At 72.8% G+C, this 17,371-nt stretch carries 15 protein-coding genes; 8 read left to right on the top strand and 7 right to left on the bottom strand.

The genetic code is table 11. From position 1 onward, the window contains the following. Positions 1 to 11 precede the first annotated feature (11 nt). Positions 12 to 1,064, top strand: a complete 1,053-nt coding sequence (glpX, locus tag CXQ92_RS14270) for a class II fructose-bisphosphatase (RefSeq protein WP_052274139.1) — start codon at positions 12 to 14, stop codon at positions 1,062 to 1,064. A 21-nt stretch (positions 1,065 to 1,085) separates the two neighbouring features. On the opposite strand, the gene CXQ92_RS14265 is transcribed toward glpX, so the two are convergent. From CXQ92_RS14265 to CXQ92_RS14245, 5 genes are read right to left on the bottom strand one after another with little or no spacing between them, the layout of a single operon-like run. Further along, entirely contained in the window at positions 1,086 to 2,078 is a 993-nt protein-coding gene (locus CXQ92_RS14265; RefSeq protein WP_104168431.1) for a peptidoglycan bridge formation glycyltransferase FemA/FemB family protein, read from the bottom strand. Positions 2,079 to 2,082: 4 nt separating this feature from the next. Continuing rightward, complete coding sequence (gene manA / locus CXQ92_RS14260; RefSeq protein WP_104168430.1) at positions 2,083 to 3,366, bottom strand: mannose-6-phosphate isomerase, class I; 1,284 nt, start codon at positions 3,364 to 3,366, stop codon at positions 2,083 to 2,085. Between the two features lie 50 nt (positions 3,367 to 3,416). Further along, a complete protein-coding gene (locus CXQ92_RS14255; protein WP_104168429.1) occupies positions 3,417 to 5,030 on the bottom strand; it encodes an LCP family protein in 1,614 nt (537 codons plus the stop codon). Beyond that, entirely contained in the window at positions 5,027 to 5,530 is a 504-nt protein-coding gene (purE, locus tag CXQ92_RS14250; RefSeq protein WP_258070012.1) for a 5-(carboxyamino)imidazole ribonucleotide mutase, read from the bottom strand. Before purE ends, CXQ92_RS14255 begins: the two co-directional genes overlap by 4 nt. 41 nt (positions 5,531 to 5,571) lie before the next feature. Beyond that, a complete protein-coding gene (locus CXQ92_RS14245; protein WP_104168806.1) occupies positions 5,572 to 6,696 on the bottom strand; it encodes a 5-(carboxyamino)imidazole ribonucleotide synthase in 1,125 nt (374 codons plus the stop codon). Positions 6,697 to 7,037: 341 nt separating this feature from the next. On the opposite strand from CXQ92_RS14245, the gene CXQ92_RS14240 reads away from it, so the two are divergent. Further along, positions 7,038 to 7,592, top strand: coding sequence for a GtrA family protein (locus CXQ92_RS14240; protein ID WP_104168427.1), 555 nt, complete (start codon positions 7,038 to 7,040; stop codon positions 7,590 to 7,592). On the opposite strand, the gene CXQ92_RS14235 is transcribed toward CXQ92_RS14240, so the two are convergent. Then, the gene (locus tag CXQ92_RS14235; protein WP_104168426.1) at positions 7,567 to 8,328 is read right to left on the bottom strand and encodes a TIGR03089 family protein; all 762 of its coding nucleotides are present in this window, start codon (positions 8,326 to 8,328) and stop codon (positions 7,567 to 7,569) included. The genes CXQ92_RS14240 and CXQ92_RS14235 overlap by 26 nt on opposite strands. 258 nt (positions 8,329 to 8,586) lie before the next feature. On the opposite strand from CXQ92_RS14235, the gene CXQ92_RS14230 reads away from it, so the two are divergent. Genes CXQ92_RS14230 through CXQ92_RS14220 form a run of 3 tightly spaced genes read left to right on the top strand, consistent with a single transcriptional unit; the run spans position 8,587 to position 14,332 of the window. Then, positions 8,587 to 9,156, top strand: coding sequence for a WhiB family transcriptional regulator (locus CXQ92_RS14230; protein WP_104168425.1), 570 nt, complete (start codon positions 8,587 to 8,589; stop codon positions 9,154 to 9,156). Next, positions 9,102 to 12,593: a glycosyltransferase family 2 protein gene (locus tag CXQ92_RS18705; RefSeq protein WP_306738644.1), complete on the top strand. Its 3,492-nt coding sequence runs from the start codon at positions 9,102 to 9,104 to the stop codon at positions 12,591 to 12,593. Before CXQ92_RS14230 ends, CXQ92_RS18705 begins: the two co-directional genes overlap by 55 nt. Beyond that, the gene (locus CXQ92_RS14220; RefSeq protein ID WP_104168423.1) at positions 12,590 to 14,332 is read left to right on the top strand and encodes a DUF5719 family protein; all 1,743 of its coding nucleotides are present in this window, start codon (positions 12,590 to 12,592) and stop codon (positions 14,330 to 14,332) included. Before CXQ92_RS18705 ends, CXQ92_RS14220 begins: the two co-directional genes overlap by 4 nt. A 39-nt stretch (positions 14,333 to 14,371) precedes the next feature. Here CXQ92_RS14220 and CXQ92_RS14215 read toward each other — a convergent pair whose 3' ends face one another. Beyond that, positions 14,372 to 14,866, bottom strand: a complete 495-nt coding sequence (locus tag CXQ92_RS14215; RefSeq protein ID WP_104168422.1) for a metallopeptidase family protein — start codon at positions 14,864 to 14,866, stop codon at positions 14,372 to 14,374. Between the two features lie 137 nt (positions 14,867 to 15,003). Here CXQ92_RS14215 and CXQ92_RS14210 point away from each other — a divergent pair, with 137 nt between their 5' ends. The 3 genes from CXQ92_RS14210 (at position 15,004) to ahcY (ending at position 17,270) form a co-directional block, all read left to right on the top strand. Next, the gene (locus CXQ92_RS14210; RefSeq protein ID WP_104168421.1) at positions 15,004 to 15,390 is read left to right on the top strand and encodes a DUF3499 domain-containing protein; all 387 of its coding nucleotides are present in this window, start codon (positions 15,004 to 15,006) and stop codon (positions 15,388 to 15,390) included. Positions 15,391 to 15,520: 130 nt separating this feature from the next. Then, on the top strand, positions 15,521 to 15,712 hold the full coding sequence (locus tag CXQ92_RS14205; RefSeq protein ID WP_104168805.1) for a hypothetical protein: 192 nt from the start codon (positions 15,521 to 15,523) through the stop codon (positions 15,710 to 15,712). A gap of 58 nt (positions 15,713 to 15,770) precedes the next feature. Further along, positions 15,771 to 17,270 (top strand): adenosylhomocysteinase, encoded by a 1,500-nt coding sequence (ahcY, locus tag CXQ92_RS14200; RefSeq protein ID WP_104168420.1) that lies wholly within the window; start codon positions 15,771 to 15,773, stop codon positions 17,268 to 17,270. The last annotated feature ends 101 nt before the right edge of the window (positions 17,271 to 17,371 follow it).

Below are 17,371 nucleotides of genomic sequence, written 5' to 3'. Positions count from 1 at the left end.
CACCTTCGACGATGAGGATAGACGTGTCCCAGAACGCTACGAATGCCCAGTACTCGACACTGTCACCGGCCCTGGCCGTCGGGGACAAGGAACCGGACCGGAACCTCGCGCTCGAACTGGTCCGCGTCACGGAGGCCGCGGCCATCGCCGGCGGCCACTGGGTCGGGTTCGGTGACAAGAACCTGGCCGACGGCGCCGCGGTGGACGCCATGCGGTCGCTCCTGCAGACCGTGCACTTCAACGGCATCGTGGTGATCGGGGAGGGCGAGAAGGACGAGGCCCCCATGCTGTTCAACGGCGAACGCGTGGGCGACGGCAGCGGACCCGAGTGCGACGTCGCCGTCGACCCGATCGACGGCACCCGCCTGACGGCGCTGGGCATCAACAACGCGCTCGCCGTGCTCGCGGTCGCGGAGCGGGGCTCGATGTTCGACCCCTCGGCCGTCTTCTACATGGAGAAGCTCGTGACCGGGCCCGAGGCCGCCGACATGGTGGACCTGCGCCTGCCGGTCAAGCAGAACCTGCACCTCATCGCGAAGGCCAACAACAAGAAGGTCAGCCAGCTCAACGTCATGATCCTGGACCGCGACCGGCACAAGCCGCTCGTGGAGGAGATCCGCGCGGCCGGCGCGCGCACCAAGTTCATCATGGACGGCGACGTCGCCGGGGCCATCGCCGCGGCCCGCGAGGGCACGGACGTCGATGCCCTGATGGGCATCGGCGGCACCCCCGAGGGGATCGTGGCGGCCTGCGCCATCAAGTCCCTCGGTGGCGTCATCCAGGGCAGGCTCTGGCCCACGAGCGACGAGGAGAAGCAGAAGGCGCTCGACGCCGGCCACGACCTCGACCGCGTCCTGTCGACCAACGACCTCGTCACCAGCGACAACTGCTACTTCGCCGCCACGGGCATCACCGACGGCGACCTCCTGCGCGGCGTGAGGTACAGCAAGGACAAGGTCCTCACCCAGTCCATCGTCATGCGCTCGAAGTCCGGCACCATCCGCGTGGTCGACGGCGAGCACCAGGCCCACAAGTGGGAGACGTACGCCCGCGTCAGGGACTAGCGGGCCGGGCGCGCTGCCGGGTCAGCGGCGGAGCGCGCCGCGCACCCGGGCAGGCAGGGTCCGGGCCGCGCCGACGCCGCGACGGACGGCCTGCGCCCCGGTCCGGGCCAGCTGGTAGCCGCGGTAGCGCAGCTTCCTCACCGGCAGGTCCCAGGTCCCGGGGTAGGCGACCTCCCGGCCACCGAAGGATTTCTTGAACGCCGTGAAGCCGGCCCACTTGTGGTCCGGTTGGTCCGCGGGGGCGACGCCCCAGAGGTCCACCTGCTGCAGGCCCTTGTCCCGGGCGTCGGCCATGAGGGTGACCAGCAGGGGGATCCCGGCGCTGAGCTTCCGGTGGGTGTCGTCCAGCGCGGCGTGGGCATAGGTCCGCGTGTCCGCCGAGTCATAGGTGAGGGCGGCGGCGATCGGTTCGCCGTCGAGCTCCGCGATGAAGAGGGTCGCAGCGCCGGCGGGCATGAGGGATCGGGCCACCTGCGTCAGGTAGTCGTCGCTCTGCGGCTTGAAGCCGTTGCGCGCCGCCGTCAGGTGCAGGAACCTCAGCAGGACCGGAATCTCTGCCGGGTCCTGGCTGGACCGGAAGGTCACGCCCTTCTTGTGGATGTTCCGGTACAGATTGCGGTTCACCGGCTTCATCTCCGCGAGGACCTCCTTGAAGTCCCGGTCCACGTCCACGACCCAGGTGAGCTCCGGCTGCTGGTTGGCCGGGGCCGGCCGGAGGCCGCGCGTGCGCAGGAGCGCGGCGGGATCGGCCTCCGGGAGGCCGGCATCCACCGGCTCGATCCTGACGAACACGGCCCCGCAGCTGCGGGCGAGGTCCGTCAGTGCGGCCAGGGCGGCGTCGAACGCGGCCAGGGAGGTGGCCGTCGGACCGTAGGGGGCGTAGAGCAGGGTCCCTGCGGGATTGCGCTCCTCGATGGCCAGGAAGCGCCAGCCGGGGCCCGAACGCTCGTGGACGGTGCGTCCCAGGTCGCGCTGGAGTGCGCCCCACGGCGGGCTCTGCAGGAAGTGGTCCACGGTCTCAGTCCTCCGGGGCTGTGGTGACGGCGAAGGCGAGGGCGGCGCCGGTGGCGCCGGACACGACGTGCGCGTTGACCGGGGCCTCCGCCGCGGGCAGGAAGGCGCTGTCACCACGGTCCAGCCGCAGCTCGCTCCTCGGTGAGTCGAGCAGGACGGACCCCGACACCACGAGGACGACGGCGGCCCCCTCCTGCACCAGCGGGACGGGCCCGGCGCCGGGTTCGAGCTCGATGCGCTGGAGCTGGAACTCCCGGAACGGCGGCCGGAAGACCTCCTGTCCCAGCAACGTCCTCTCGGGGCCGAGCATCGGCACGCCGACGGGCTCGAAGGAGACCGTACGGAGCAGCTCCGGCACGTCCACGAACTTCGGCGTGAGTCCGCCGCGCAGGACGTTGTCCGAGGAGGCCATGACTTCGATGCCGAGTCCGTGCAGATAGGCGTGGACGTTGCCGGCCGGGAGGTAGACGGCCTCCCCGGGCGCCAGGGAGACGCGGTTGAGGAGCAGGGAGATCAGTACGCCCGGATCGCCCGGGTACTGCGCGTCGAGCGCGACGACGGTGGCAAGCTCCTCCTCGTACGGCGCGGTCGGGGCTCCGGAGGCGAGGGCGGACACGATGGCGGCCGTCGCTTCCGTGACGTCCGTGCCGCCTTCGATCAGCCGTTCGAAGGCCGACCGCAGGGCGGTGCGCTCCTCCTGCCGGGCCAGATCGTCGAGCAGCAGGGGGACCAGAGGGGGGAGCGCGAGGCCGGCGCGATCGACGTGCGCCGCCAGCAGTTCGAAGACGGCACGCGCCTGTGCCGGCGGCCGGAAGCCGCACAGCATCGCGAACGGCGTCAGCGCCAGGAGCATCTCCGGTTTGTGGTTGTCGTCCTTGTAGTTGCGTTCCGCCGCGGCACGGTCCACCCCGGCCGCCTCCTCACGGGCGAAGCCCTCCCGGGCCTGCTCGAGCGTCGGGTGTACCTGGAGCGAGAGCGGGCTGTCGGCGGCGAGGACCTTGAGCAGGAAGGGAAGCCGCCCGAAGTCGGCGGCGACCCCGGCGCCCAGGTGGTGCTCCGGGTCCTCCGCGATCAACCCGTCCAGCGCGCGGCCGTCCGCCGGGCCGGCGCCAGGGACGGGGGCCCCGTCCGGTCCGGCCGGGGCGAGCACCACCGACGGCGAGTCCGGGTGCGCGCCGATCCACAGCTCCGCCTCGGGGCCGCCCGACCGCTCCCTGCCCAGCAGGTCGGCGATCGCGGAATCCGATCCCCAGGCGTAGGGACGGAGGGTGTTGTCGAGGAGGTACATCGTCAGGTCCTTGGATGGTCGGGGTGATCGTCGGGGAGGCCTCTACCGGGTCAGGCGGGGGAGCACTCGCCGTTGTTGGCCAGCAGGTCACCGAGGGTCAGGTCGTCGCCGATCGTGGCCAGTTCCTGCAGGTACTCCTCGGTGATCACGACGTCCGTCACGTCGCCGGTGGTGCCCTCCGTCGTGCCGTCGTCGACGGTCTGCGACGGCACCTGGGCTACGACGCCGGCGCGCTCCAGCGGCAGCGGACCGGCAGCGGCCGGGTCGGCCGCACCGACCGCGAGCATCTCCTGCACGCGGGCGTGGATGCGGTCGAAGTCCGGGTAGGTGACGAAGTTCTCGGCCGGGGTGCCGAAGTCCGGGGGACCGATGGTCAGGCGGCGCGTCTCCTGGCCCTGGGCCTTCAGCCCGAGGTCGACGAACCCGGCCAGCTGATCCTGCGGGATGTCCGTCTCGACGATCTGCGTGCCCGCCGCGGCGATCGACTGGAACCGCGTCAGGAGGGTGGCCGGATCCAGCTGCGCGATCATGGCCTGCTGGACGCACTGCTGCCGGGAGATGCGTTCGTAGTCCGTGACGAACTCGCGGCTCCTGGCGTACCAGAGGGCGTGGTAGCCGTCCAGGGTCTGGACGCCCGGCTTGATCCAGCCGTCCGGCGGGTAGTGGCGGATGGGGTAGGTGCCGGGGATCTCCGCGGCGGTGATGGGCACCCAGCCGCCGGCATCGATCCGGATCCCGCCCATGGCGTCGACCAGCTGCTCGAACCCGTTCATGTCGACGAGGACGTAGGACTGCACCTCGATCCCGAGGACGCCGCTCGCGGCGTCCATCATCGCCTCGGCGCCGGGATCCTGGGCGTCGGGGTACAGGTCCGTGTAGTTCTGCGTCACGTCCGTGTACAGGCTGTTGATGATGCACGGGTCGCCGCAGTTGTAGCCGTCGGGGTAGACCTCCCGGAGGGGGGAGCCCTCGGGGAACGGCGCGTTCTGGAAGTTGCGCGGGATGCTGAACGTGACGGTGGCGCCCGTCTCCGCGTCGACGCTGATCACCGAGATGCTGTCCGGCCGGCGGCCCGTGCGGTCCTCGCCGGCGTCGCCGCCCATGAGGAGGAAGTTGTACCGCCCGTCCACGGGGTCGAAGGCGGGCCCCGACTGGAAGATGGAGCCGACCGTCGACCGGCCCACCCCGAGCACGTAGGCGCCGTAGGCCAGGGAGCCGCTGGTGAGCACCATGAGCACCGCGAGGGCCCCGGCCACGAGGGGGCGCGCGCCGCGGTCGAGCAGGGGCATGCGGATGAGGCGGAGGGTGTTCAGGAACAGCAGCACCCACCCGACGGCGATCCCGAGGATCACCGCGATCAGCAGCAGCGACCACCAGCGGTGGGTCACGATGCCGACCACGAGGGTCCGGTTCGTGACGGCGAGGATGATCCCGAGGATCAGGAGGCCCCAGCAGGCGAACGTGGTGCGCAGGGCCCTGCGGCCGAGGCGCCGGTCCCCGGCGACGGTCTGCGCGGAGCCCGGCAGGACGAGCGTCAGGGCGAGGAGGACGAAGGCGCGCTTGGTGCGGACCGCCGGCGGAGCGGACTCCGGGTACCGCACGGGATCGGTGAGGGTGCCGGCCCCGTGCGCTCCGTTGCCGTCGTTGCGGGTGGCTGTCATCATGCGCCGTCGGCCGTCGACGCCGTCAGGCGGGAGCGGAGGGCGCTGCCCTTCTCCTCCGCGGTCCGCTGGAGCGCGCCGGCGAACTCGATGAGCTGCCGGCGCAGGGTGGCCGACTGCTCGTCCGTGCCGGCGGCAAGCATCCTGACGGCGAGCAGTCCCGCGTTGCGGGCGCCGCCGATGGACACGGTCGCCACGGGGACGCCGGCCGGCATCTGCACGATCGACAGGAGCGAGTCCATGCCGTCGAGATAGCGCAGCGGGACCGGGACGCCGATCACGGGCAGCGGCGTGACGGAGGCGAGCATGCCCGGGAGGTGGGCGGCGCCGCCGGCGCCGGCGATGATGACCCGGAGTCCGCGCTCGTGGGCGCTCCTGCCGTACTCGATCATCGCGGCAGGCATGCGGTGCGCGGACACGACGTCGGCCTCGTAGGGGATGGAGAATTCGGCCAGTGCAGCCGCTGCGGCTTCCATGACGGGCCAATCGGAGTCCGAGCCCATCACGAGGCCTACCTGGGCGTTCGTCACTGCATTCCCTTCGGTCATTGCTGAGTGGGGGGCATCCCGGTGCCGTCGCGGAGCGTCGCGGCTACCCTCGTGGCCCTCGCGCGGACGTCGGCCAGCGGTTCCCCGGGGGCCGCCAGCGCGTTCACGTGGCCGATCTTCCGGCCGGGACGTACGCCCTTGCCGTAGAAGTGCACTTTAGCGGACGGTCCTGAGGACAGCGCCGACGGATAGGCCGCGTAGATGTCCGTGTTCACGCCGCCGAGGATGTTCTTCATGACGGCGTGCTGCGCCAGCGGCGCCGTCGATCCCAGGGGGAGGTCGAGCACGGCACGCAGGTGCTGTTCGAACTGGCCGGTCACGGCGCCGTCCATGGTCCAGTGCCCCGAGTTGTGCGGACGCATGGCGAGTTCGTTGATGAGGTAGCCTGCTCCCGACCCGGGGGTCTCGAAGAGTTCGACCGCCATGACGCCGGTGACGTCGAGGCGTTCGGCGAGGTGCAGCGCGGCCGCGGTGACGTCGCGGGCGACGTCGGCCGCCAGGGCCGGGGCGGGGGCGATCACCTCGTCGCAGACGCTGTCCACCTGGATCGACTCTACGACGGGCCACGTGACGGCCTCCCCGGACGGCCGCCGGGCCACGAGGACGGACAGTTCGCGGCTGAACGGGACGAACTGCTCGACCAGCAGCTCGCCGCCGGTGAACCAGTCGCTGGCGGACCCGAGGGCCGCGGCGTCACGCAGCACGAGTACCCCCTTGCCGTCGTAGCCGCCGCGGGGTGTCTTGAGGACCACCGGCCAGCCGGTGGACGCCGCGAACGCCTCGACGTCGGAGGGGTCGGTCACTGCCTGCCACCGCGGGTTGGGCAGCCCGAGTCCGTCCACGGCCCGCCGCATCACGAGCTTGTCCTGGGCGTGCCGGAGCGCCGCCGGCGAGGGGTGCAGGCGCACGCCGTCGGCCGCCAGGTCCGCGAGGAGCTCACCGGGGACGTGCTCGTGGTCGAAGGTGACCACGTCCACGCCCGCGGCGAAGGCACGCAGCGTCTCGCGGTCGCGGTAGTCGCCCACCTGCGAGGAGGCGACGGCGGCCACCGCGGACACGTCGGGGCCCTCCGCCAGGACGCGGAGTTCGAGGCCGAGTTCTACGGCTGGACCGGCCATCATGCGGGCGAGCTGGCCGCCGCCGATGACGCCTATCACGGGAAAAGTCACCACTACAGGGTAACCACGGCGCGGCCGGACCCGGCCATCCGGGGGGCAGGATCGGGAGGCCCGGGGTGCGTTTCACAGGAAGCTGCCAGCCCGCCATCGGGTGTTTCCGGGCCCCTGCGGAGCCCGGGGGGCGGAGGGAGGACGTAAAGTGGAGCGAAACACGCCATGCAAAGGTCAGCCTGGGTTGCTCGCTCTGCTGGCCCCGTCGCGGTTCGTCCTGCAGGTCCGCCGGGAGCATGCCCTGCGGCCCCGGCGTTCGTATCGCACCCCGGAGGTTGACAGTGGCAGGACTCATGGACCGGATCAGGGGCCTCGCCTCCCTTTTCTGGCGTGAAGTGGCGAAATTCGGGGCCGTCGGCGGTGTGGCGTTCGTCATCGACAACGGCCTCTACTGGTACCTGATCCACGGGCCCATGAGCGGCAGCGAGGTCAAGGCGCGCTTCGTCTCGGCCGGCGTGGCCACGATCTTCGCGTGGGTCGCCAACCGCTACTGGACCTTCCGCCGCCGCCGCCAGCCCAACCCGGCCCGGGAACTGGCCATGTTCGTCTTCATCAACGTGATCGGCATGGGCATCGCCGCGGGCTGTGTGTGGGTGGCCAAGTACATGTTCGACGTCGTCGAACCGACCCCGCTGTTCGTCGTCGGGGTCTTCGGCACGGTGCTCGCCACCTTCGTCCGCTTCGTCGCCTACCGATTCTGGGTGTTCAACGTGGAACTCGACGAGGATCCGGCGTTCAGCCACGACCAGGAACTCGTCCACCCGGAGGGCGGGCACCCGGCCAAGGCCGCCCCGACCGCGGCGACGCCGGCGGCCGAGAAGGTCAGGCAGTCCCCAGCCGGTCAGTGACCTTCTCACCGCTCAGCAACCGCTCGGTGACGGGTACACCCTCCTCCACGAGGACCAGCGCGCCGTCCCGCTCCCACACCGCGAACGCGGCGGCGAGGGCCCGCAGCAGATCGACGCCGGGTTCCAGGAGCACCGTGGGGGATCCGGCCGCAGCGGTGTCGGCAGCGGCGGCCCGCCCGGGTCCCGTCGGCAGCACGACGCTCCCCGCGAGGTCCGCGGCCGTCAGTGTCCTCCCGTCGGTGCGGACCAGGGGAGCGGACGGCGCCCCGGGACCGTCCGCCGCGTCGAGGAAGACGTCGCCGTGGGACCGCACCTCGGCCGCGTAGTCCACCGCTCCCCGCGGCAGCGGCCCCTCCCACCGGAGCGCCAGCGAGCCGAGGGCCACGCAGGCCAGCAGGCGGCCCGGGTCCACCTCGACACCGGTTCGCGAGGACAGCACGATGTCGGGGTCAGCGGACCGGGTGCCGTCGTCCGCGAGCACGACGACGGCACCCACCTGCCAGCAGGCGAACACGAGGGCGAGGGTCTTCCAGTGCACCGGCAGGTCGACGGCGACGGTCGTCCCGCCGGCGGCATCGAGTTCGTCGACGAGGAGGTTCGAGCTCTTGGCGACCCAGTTGTCGAAGACACGCCCCGACAGCTCGATCCGGCCTTCCCGGCCATGCCAGACGAGGCGGGGAGAGGTGGGGTTGACGGTCCGCATCCTTGTCAGGAGCTGTCCCGGTGTCTGTGGCATGATGGGCCTCTTCCAGCTCGAGGGTCGGTTTCGCGCCGACGCGGTGGGGATGACTACTTGCCGACTCGCCGACGAAAACAGGTAGTCCTGACGGCGTGCCACTCGTGCGTGTCACGCTCCGACTCTATAAGGTTCCCCCCGCCGCTTGACGAAAATCGTGTTACACCCGTGTAATTAGGGCAACGGATCTGTTCCAGCAGGCGGGCGCGAGGGTCGCCCCATGCTGATGCTGGAACGGCGACACCGGGAAGGCTGATCATGGGGCAGGCAGAACGCACACAGGAACGACCAGATATCGCGGCGCAGGCTTCGGCCCGCTACGGGTCACGGGGCGTTCCGGCCGACTGGTTCCTCGATCCCGCCGACCCGGTGGCAGGCGAGCGGTACCGCGAAGGCACGCGTTCCGTGCTCGAGGATCAGGCCACCGCGTTCCTCAGCGCCCACCAGACCCTCACGCTCCTCCCCGACGTCGACGGCCCCAGCAGCCTCCTCGTTCTTCCGGGCCTGGATCCCGAGGTGCAGGAGGATGCCCGGCCGCAGTCGGCGCCGGCCGACCGGCCCACCTGGATCGGGCAGCCGCTCGCGCCGGGCAACGTCGACGACGACGGCGAGCTGTCCTGGCAGGCGGACGCCCTGTGCGCGCAGACCGACCCCGAGGCCTTCTTCCCCGAGAAGGGCGGGTCCACCCGCGACGCCAAGAAGGTGTGCGGGTCCTGCATCGTGAAGTCCGAGTGCCTCGAGTACGCGCTGGAGAACGATGAGCGCTTCGGCATCTGGGGTGGTCTGTCCGAGCGGGAGCGCCGCAGGTTGCGGAAGCGAGCAGTCTGATTCAGCAGCACCTCCGCGTCACCGCCGTCGTCGTAGCCCACAACGGTGCCGAGTACCTTCCGGCCACGCTGGAAGCCCTGGGACGTCAGGGACGCGCGGCCGATCTCTGCGTCGGGGTCGACACCGGATCGACGGACGGGTCCGCGTCCCTGCTCCAGCTCCACCTGCCGGTCGGCAGCCCCGTGGTCGGCGCTCCCGCGCGGGCGGGGTTCGGCACCGCCGTGAGGACCGCCGTCGCCGAGATCCCGCCGTACGGGGGGTCCGGGGGAGGCGACGCCCACGACTGGCTGTGGCTCCTCCATGACGATTCCGCTCCCGAACCCGGGGCGCTCGCCGAACTGCTCCTCGCCGTCGAGCGTGCCCCGTCGGTCACCGTGGCCGGGGCGAAGCAGGTGGCCTGGGACGACCGCCGCGAACTCGTGGACGTCGGGCTGTCCATCAGCCGGTGGGCGGAACGGCTCACGCTGATCGACGTCGACGAGCACGACCAGGGCCAGTACGACGCGCGGAGCGACGTCTTCGCCGTCAATTCCGCGGGCATGCTGATCCGCCGCGACGTGTGGGACGCCCTCGGGGGCTTCGACCCGGCCCTCCACGGCGTGGGCGACGACGTCGACCTGTGCTGGCGGAACCGCCTCGCCGGCCACCGCGTGGTGGTGGTGCCCCGGGCGGTGCTGCGCCACGCGCGGCCCAGGCCGCACCCGGTGTCCACGCCGCACGGCGCGCGGGCGGCCGAGGTGTATCTCCGGCTCAAGCACGCCACCGCGCCGGCCGTGCCCTTCCTCGCCGTCGGCGCCGTCCTCGGAGGCCTGGGCCGGCTGCTGCTCGGTCTCCTGGCGAAGGACCCCGCCCACGGCGCGGGCCAGCTGCTCGGCAGCCTCGCCGGCGTCTGCCGGCCGATCCACCTCCGGCGGTCCCGCCGCTCCGCCGGACGGAGCCGGCGCCGGCCGCGCTCCACCGTGCGCCCGCTCATCACGTCCCGCCGTGAGGTGTGGTCCCACCGCCGGTCGGTCGTCGACGCGTTCACCTCGCGCGGCGCCTCCGCCGGGCAGGACCCGCGGACCGAGGAGTACATCCCGTCCGGGGACAGCAACGACGACTTCGCCGCGCTGACCACCCCGGCGCGGCTCTGGGTCGGATCCGGGGCCGTGCTGGCCGTCCTGGTGCTGCTCGCCGCCGCGGTCCTGGGCCTCCACCGCCTCATCGGGGCGCCGGCCCTGGCGGGCGGGGCGCTGCTGCCGGTCGCCGCGACCCCGGGCGCCGTCTGGGACAGCGCGACCGCGTGGTGGACCGGCCTGGGGGCCGGGTTCCCCGCCCACGGCTCGCCGTTCGCGTACGTGCTGTGGCTGCTGTCCCTGCTGGGCCTCGGCTCGGCGAACACGGCCGTCGTCGTCGCCGTGGTCTGCGCGCTTCCCCTCGCCGGCCTCACCGCATGGCTCGCGGCCGGTGCCCTGACGCGGTCCCGCGCGCTGCGGCTCTGGGCCGCGGTCTTCTGGGGGGCCGCGCCCGCCCTGCAGGTCGCGCTCGGGCAGGGCCGCCTCGGCGCGCTGCTCGCCCACATCCTGCTTCCCCTCGCCCTGCTGGGGATCGTCCGGGCGGTCGGGGGCGCGGTGAGTGTGCGTACGGTGCCGGAGGGCATCGTCACGCCCGGCAGCGACGGGACGCGCAGCTGGACCGCCGGCGCCGCGGCCGGGCTCGTCCTCGCCGTGGTCGCGGCGTCGGCGCCCTCCCTCGGGGCACTCGCCGTGGCGGGGCTGGTCGTCGCGCTGGTCGTCGGCGGGACGAGGGCACGCACGCTGTGGTGGACCCTGCTGCCCGTCGTCGCGCTGTACCTGCCGTACCTCCTCTCGGCCCTCGCGACCCCCCGCGGTGTCCTCGGCGATCCCGGCGTGCCGCTCGCCTTCGCTCCGGCCGCACCCTGGCAGCAGCTCCTCGGGTTCCCGGTGCGGTTCGACCCGATGCTCGCGCCCGCCGCGGCCGGTCTCCTCGGCCCGGGCCCCTGGTCGCTCGTCGCCGCGATCGTCATCGGCGGGCCCGTGATCGCCCTGGCCGCCGTCGCGCTCTTCCTGCGGGGCGGACGCGGCACCCTCGTGCGCCCGTTCTGGCTCCTGGCGATCCTCGCGCTGGCACTCGGCGCGGTGATCCCGCAGTTCCCCGTCGCGGTGGACGGCCCGGCCCTGGTCGGGGTGTTCCCCGGACCGCTCGTCTCGGCCGTGACCCTGTGCCTGCTCGCGGCCGCCCTCACGGGGCTGCCGGGCCGCCCGGACGCGGGCGTCCCCGCGGCTCCGGCCGGCGCCGGCCGGCGGCTCCTGCGGGTCGCCGCGGGCACGGCGCTCGCCGTCGGCCCGCTGCTCAGTCTCGGCCTGTGGCTCGCCCCCGGGCTCGCCGGCCCGCCGGCAGCGGTCGCCGAGCCGGTGCTGCTTCCCGGCAGTCCCGCCGCGGAGGCACCCGCCACCAGTGCCCGCTCCTCGGACTTCGGCACCGCGATCGGCCTGGACCCCGTGGCCGAGCGCCCGCTGCCCGCGACGGCGGCGGACCGCGGCACGGGCCCGGACCGGACCCGGACACTCGTCATCACGGTCGACGACGACGACGACGTCCGTGCCGCCCTGACCCGCGGTGCCGGGACGACCCTCGATGCGCTGAACCCGCTGTACGCGGCCCGCACCCTGCAGGGGACCGGGGAGGTGGCCCTGCAGGAGGACGGAGCATCGGAGCGGCTCCTGCGCACGAGCGTCGCCGTGATCGTCGGCGCCACGGGCGCGGATCCCCGCGGTGACCTGCGCGACCTCGGCGTCGGCTTCGTCGTGCTCCGGCAGTCCGAGGCCGCCGGGGACTTCCTCAGCGGCCGCATCGACTCCGTGCCCGGCCTCACCGCCGTGGGTGACACGGAGGCGGGCCGGCTCTGGCGCGTCGCTCCGGCCATGTCCGACGGCGGGACCGAGGACATCGGGGACCTTCCGGCCCGGGCGCGGGTCGTCGGTGCCGAGGGCCGGACGGAGGCCATCGTCCCGTCGTCGGGCGTGGACGCGGGCGGCGCGGTCCCCCCGGGCGCGGAGGGGCGGCGCCTCGTCCTGGCGGAGGAGGCCGACCCCGGGTGGCGCGCGAGCCTCGACGGTGAGCGGCTCGAGCCCGTGTCCGACGGGTGGCAGCAGGCCTTCGCGCTGCCCGCCGCGGGCGGCAGGGTGGACATCTCCTACTCCAGCGTCTTCGAGCCCTGGGTGGAAGCAATCCAGGCCCTCGTCCTCGGGCTGACGGCGCTCCTCGCCCTGCCCATCCCGTCCCGGCCCGCGGTCGCGAGGCCGAAGGGTGGCCACCCGGCGCGGCAGGCCACCCGGCGTCCCCTCTCCGACGCCACCGTCCCCGGGAACCCGCGGGACGACGTGATGGCCGGCGCGTCCCCGCAGCCGGCGACCACTGGAAGCGGTGCGATGTGAGCCGTCGACGGACGACCGGCCGGTCGGCGCACGGTATCCGGGCGGCGGACACCCCGGTCCGTGCGGATACCGCCGTCGCCGCGGAGACGGCCGTCGCCGCGCGCGCCGTCGCCCGGGACAGGGCGGCCGGCGTCCCACGGCGTACCCGCCTCGGCACCGCGCTGGGCGCCGCGACCGGCGTCGTGCTCCTCGCGGCGACGGCCGCGATCGCCTCCGGAGGCGTGACCGCGGCCCTGCCGACGAGCCCCGGATCCGACGTCGGGGTCCCGGCGGCCGCGGTTCCGGCCGGCGACTACACCGCGGTGTGTCCTGCGCCGCCGCGCCTGCTCGAGTCCGCCGGAGAGGGCGCCGATCCCGAGTTCGGTCCCGCGTCGGCCAGCGCGAAGACCACGGTGTCCGGTGTGGTGCTCAGCGACCTGAGTGCCACCGTGACGGGGAGCGGGCTGCTGCCCGTCGCCGGGGAGGAGCCGCTGGCGCTGATCCGGGAGTTCGCGCCCGCGTCCTCCCTGGCGGCGGACCGCCCCGCCAGCAGTGGTGAGGACGGCCTGACGAACCGCGTCGCGGGGGTCGCCCGCGGCATCGCCGTCGACGCCCCGTCCGTCCTCCGCGCGCAGTCGCAGGGCGGGCTCACGCCGGTGGCCGCGGCGACCGCCACCTACACCGCCACCGACGGGGACCTCCGGGGGCTCGCAGCGACCGCCTGCCAGGTGCCCTCCAGTGATCTGTGGCTGCTGGGCGCCGCGACCACCGTCGGGCAGTCCTCCACCCTCACCCTGACCAACCCCACGGGCACGCCCGCCGCCGTGTCGCTCGAGCTCTACGGGCCGGACGGACCCATCGAGGCGGCCGGGACGCGCGGTGGGCTGGTGGCCCCCGGGGAGACCCGGCGGATCGTGCTGGCCGCCCTCGCCGGCAACCACGAGCAGGTGGCCGTGCGCGTACGCAGCGACGGCGGACGCGTGAGCGGGGTCATCCAGCAGAGCGTGCTGCGCGGACTGACGCCCGGCGGGGTGGACCTCCTGTCGCCGAGTGCTCCGGCCGGCCTGACCCAGGTGGTGCCCGGCGTCGCCGTCCAGGACGCCGCGACGGCGCGCCGCATCCGCGAGCAGGAAGGGTACGGCAGCGCGTCCCCCGCGCTGCAGGTGCTCGTCCCCGGGTCCAGCGACGCCGTGCTCGACATCCGGGTCTTCGGGCCGGACGGGGACGTGGCCCTGCCGGGCGGGGGAGTCGTGACCGCGGCGGCCGGTTCCGTCACGAGCGTCCCCCTCGACGCGCTCCCGGAGGGGAACTACACGGTCGCCGTCACCTCCGACGTCTCGGTGGTCGCGGCCGCACGCGTGACCCGCGGGACCGACGACGGCGAACCCGTGGACCTCGCGGGCGCCCCGGCGGCGGTCCGCCTCGGCAGCGCTCACGCGATGGCCCTGGCCGAGGGCGTGGACACCTCCCTGGTCCTGGGTGCGCCGAGCGGCAGGGGCGAGGTCACGCTGACGCCCGTCCTGGCCGACGGCGCGCTGGGCGAGCCCGTGGTGATCGGGATCGCGGGGGGTACGTCCGTGACGGTGCCGTCGTCGTCCCTCGGCCGGTCGCCGGTCGCGGTGGTCGTCGATGCGACCGGGGACCCCGTGTACGGTGCGCAGATGATGACGCTGCCCGGGGACAGGAGCGGGATCTCCGTGGCGGGCGTCCCGGCCGGTGCCACGGGTCCGCAGAGCATCCCGGTGGAACTCGGCTACTGACCGGTGCTCCGCGGGGAGGTCGCCGGACCGCTGAAACCGTCAGGCCTGGGAGCGGCCGTACGCGGGATCGACGGCCTCCGGGGCGAGTCCCATGAGTTCGGCGGTCTGTTCCACGACGACGTCGTGCACGAGTTCGTTGACGGACAGGACGTCCCTCGCGGCCATGAGCACGGGGTGCCGGTAGATGGTGATGACGGCCGGCCGGTTCGGCGAGGCGGGGGAGCAGGATCCCAGGAGTCCCCGCAGGGACTCGGGCGTCATGTCCTCGAGGCCGTCCGGGATCTCCTGCACCACGATCTGCACGTCCTGGATGCGCTCGCCCCACAGGCGCTCGAGCCGCTGGGCCGATTCCATCACCCAGTCGTCGAACTGCTCCGACCGCGTCCGCGACCCCGGCAGGTACTGCGGAAGCAGGTTACCGCGCATGCCGCGCCCCCGGCGATTGCGACGGCGCTCGTAGAACGACCGCGCCGGACCCTCTTCCGCGGCCGCCGGATCAGTCAGGTTCACCGAAAGTGTGGGAGCATCCTGCATGCATCGACTCTAAGCCTTCGACCGCCCCGCACGCACTCCTGCGCTGGTGCGGGGTGCGGGCGCGCCCCCGATGCGCGGCGGCCACCGGGGCGCGTCACGGCGGCCGCCCCGGCCGATCCCCGGTAGGGTTGAGGATCGTGGGATCACTCCGTCAATGCTCCAGATCAGCCTGCCCCCGGCGGGCGATGGCCACGCTGACCTATGTCTACGCGGATTCGACGGCGGTCCTCGGACCCCTCGCAACCTACGCCGAGCCCCACACCTACGACCTCTGCGCGGTCCACGCCGAACGCCTCACCGTGCCCCGCGGCTGGGAGGTGGTCCGCCTGACGCTCCCCGACGCCGCTCCCGAGCACAACTCCGACGACCTGCTGGCCCTGGCCGACGCCGTGCGGGAAGCCGCCGCGGAGCCGACCGTCGAGGCCCCGCCGGTCGGACCCCGCGGGACCAAGGCCCCCATGGAGCCCCCGGTCGGCGTCAGCGGCCCCCGGCGCGGCCACCTGAGGATCCTGCGGGAACCCTGACCGGGCGGCTCCGGCTGGTCCCGCACCTCTCCGGCTCCGCCCGACCGGACCTTCCGATGGAGGCAGGAGAAGGCGCCCGCGGTAGACTGGAGGGCAGAATCCCTCTTCCTTCCGAGCGAAAGTGCTCCCCGTGGCGAATCTTCCCTCCCGATTGCTCGACGTCCTCCGCTGCCCCGTCACCGGGTCGAAGCTCGTCCAGGAGGGCCGCGTCCTCAGGACCTCCTCGCCGGGACCCGACGGCACCCGGCTGACCTACACCCTCGACGAGGGCATCCCCGTGCTCCTCCGCCGCGAACCACTCGACGGCGGCGCGCGCGCCTGACCCGGCCAGCCGCACCGCCGATCCCCAGCCCTTCCGAACCTCCAAGGACCAGGACACCATGACCTTCGACTACAAAGTTGCCGATCTCTCACTCGCCGAGGCCGGCCGCCACCAGATCCGCCTCGCCGAGCACGAGATGCCCGGACTCATGGCGCTGCGCCGCGAATTCGCCGAGTCCCAGCCCCTCGCGGGAGCCCGCATCGCCGGCTCCCTGCACATGACGGTGCAGACGGCCGTCCTCATCGAGACGCTGACCTCCCTCGGCGCCGAGGTGCGCTGGGCGTCCTGCAACATCTTCTCCACCCAGGACGAGGCCGCCGCGGCCGTCGTCGTGGGCACCGGCACGGTCGAGGAGCCTGCCGGGGTGCCCGTGTTCGCGTGGAAGAACGAGTCCCTCGAGGACTACTGGTGGACCGCCACCCAGATCCTCACCTGGCCGGGCCAGGCGAACGGCCTCGGCCCGAACATGATCCTCGACGACGGCGGGGACGCCACGATGCTGGTGCACAAGGGAGCCGAGTTCGAGGCGCTCGGAGCGGTGCCCGCGAACCCGCAGGAGGGCGACGCCGACTACTCGCACGAGTACACCGTGTTCCTGGACACCCTCCGCTCCACGATCGGCTCCGAGCCGCAGAAGTGGACCGCGATCGCCGCGGGCATCAAGGGCGTCACCGAGGAGACGACCACGGGCGTGCACCGCCTCTACCAGCTGGCCGCACAGGGCAAGATCCTCTTTCCCGCGATCAACGTCAACGACTCCGTCACCAAGTCGAAGTTCGACAACAAGTACGGGATCCGCCACTCGCTGCCCGACGGCCTGAACCGGGCCACGGACGTGCTGATCGGCGGCAAGGTCGCCGTCGTCTGCGGGTACGGCGACGTCGGTAAGGGCGCGGCCGAGGCCATGCGCGGCCAGGGCGCCCGGGTGATCGTCACGGAGATCGATCCGATCTGCGCACTGCAGGCGGCGATGGACGGCTACCAGGTCGCGAAACTGGAATCGGTGCTCGCGCAGGGCGATATCTTCATCACGACCACCGGCAACAAGGACGTCATCATGGCCCGCCACATGGCGGGCATGAAGCACCAGGCCATCGTGGGCAACATCGGGCACTTCGACAACGAGATCGACATCGCGGGCCTCGGGCGCATCCCGGGGGTCGAGAAGATCGAGATCAAGCCCCAGGTCCACGAGTGGGTCATCCCCGCCGACGAGTCCGCGGGCGTGGAGCAGCACTCCATCATCATGCTGTCCGAGGGCCGCCTGCTGAACCTCGGCAACGCCACGGGCCACCCCTCGTTCGTCATGAGCAACTCCTTCGCCAACCAGACGATCGCCCAGATCGAGCTGTACACGAAGTTCGAGCAGGACGACGCCGAGGGCAACCGCGAGTACGCGAACGAGGTGTACGTGCTCCCGAAGGTCCTCGACGAGAAGGTCGCCCGCCTGCACCTGGACGCCCTCGGCGTCGAGCTCACCGAGCTGACCAAGGGGCAGGCCGAGTACCTGGACATCGACGTCGCCGGTCCGTACAAGTCGGAGCAGTACCGCTACTAGGCAGCCCCCCGAGGCGGTTGCTGCCGGTTCCCTCGGGGGCCGGCGGGAGCAGGCCCCGACGGACGCCGCGCGGCCTCCGCGGTGAGGCACGTCACGTGACG

Source organism: Arthrobacter sp. SX1312, from assembly GCF_002929295.1.
Classification (GTDB): Bacteria; Actinomycetota; Actinomycetes; order Actinomycetales; family Micrococcaceae; genus Arthrobacter_D.
This window is presented reverse-complemented; position numbering and strand designations above follow the sequence as displayed.

Excerpts from the sequence above, each read along its gene's own strand:
- glpX (WP_052274139.1), top strand. The coding sequence starts at position 12 with ATGAGGATAGACGTGTCCCAGAACGCTACGAATGCCCAGTACTCGACA.
- manA (WP_104168430.1), bottom strand. The coding sequence starts at position 3,366 with ATGTACCTCCTCGACAACACCCTCCGTCCCTACGCCTGGGGATCGGAT.
- CXQ92_RS14255 (WP_104168429.1), bottom strand. The coding sequence starts at position 5,030 with ATGATGACAGCCACCCGCAACGACGGCAACGGAGCGCACGGGGCCGGC.
- purE (WP_258070012.1), bottom strand. The coding sequence starts at position 5,530 with ATGGGCTCGGACTCCGATTGGCCCGTCATGGAAGCCGCAGCGGCTGCA.
- CXQ92_RS14245 (WP_104168806.1), bottom strand. The coding sequence starts at position 6,696 with ATGATGGCCGGTCCAGCCGTAGAACTCGGCCTCGAACTCCGCGTCCTG.
- CXQ92_RS14240 (WP_104168427.1), top strand. The coding sequence starts at position 7,038 with ATGGACCGGATCAGGGGCCTCGCCTCCCTTTTCTGGCGTGAAGTGGCG.
- CXQ92_RS14235 (WP_104168426.1), bottom strand. The coding sequence starts at position 8,328 with ATGCCACAGACACCGGGACAGCTCCTGACAAGGATGCGGACCGTCAAC.
- CXQ92_RS14230 (WP_104168425.1), top strand. The coding sequence starts at position 8,587 with ATGGGGCAGGCAGAACGCACACAGGAACGACCAGATATCGCGGCGCAG.
- CXQ92_RS14215 (WP_104168422.1), bottom strand. The coding sequence starts at position 14,866 with ATGCAGGATGCTCCCACACTTTCGGTGAACCTGACTGATCCGGCGGCC.
- ahcY (WP_104168420.1), top strand. The coding sequence starts at position 15,771 with ATGACCTTCGACTACAAAGTTGCCGATCTCTCACTCGCCGAGGCCGGC.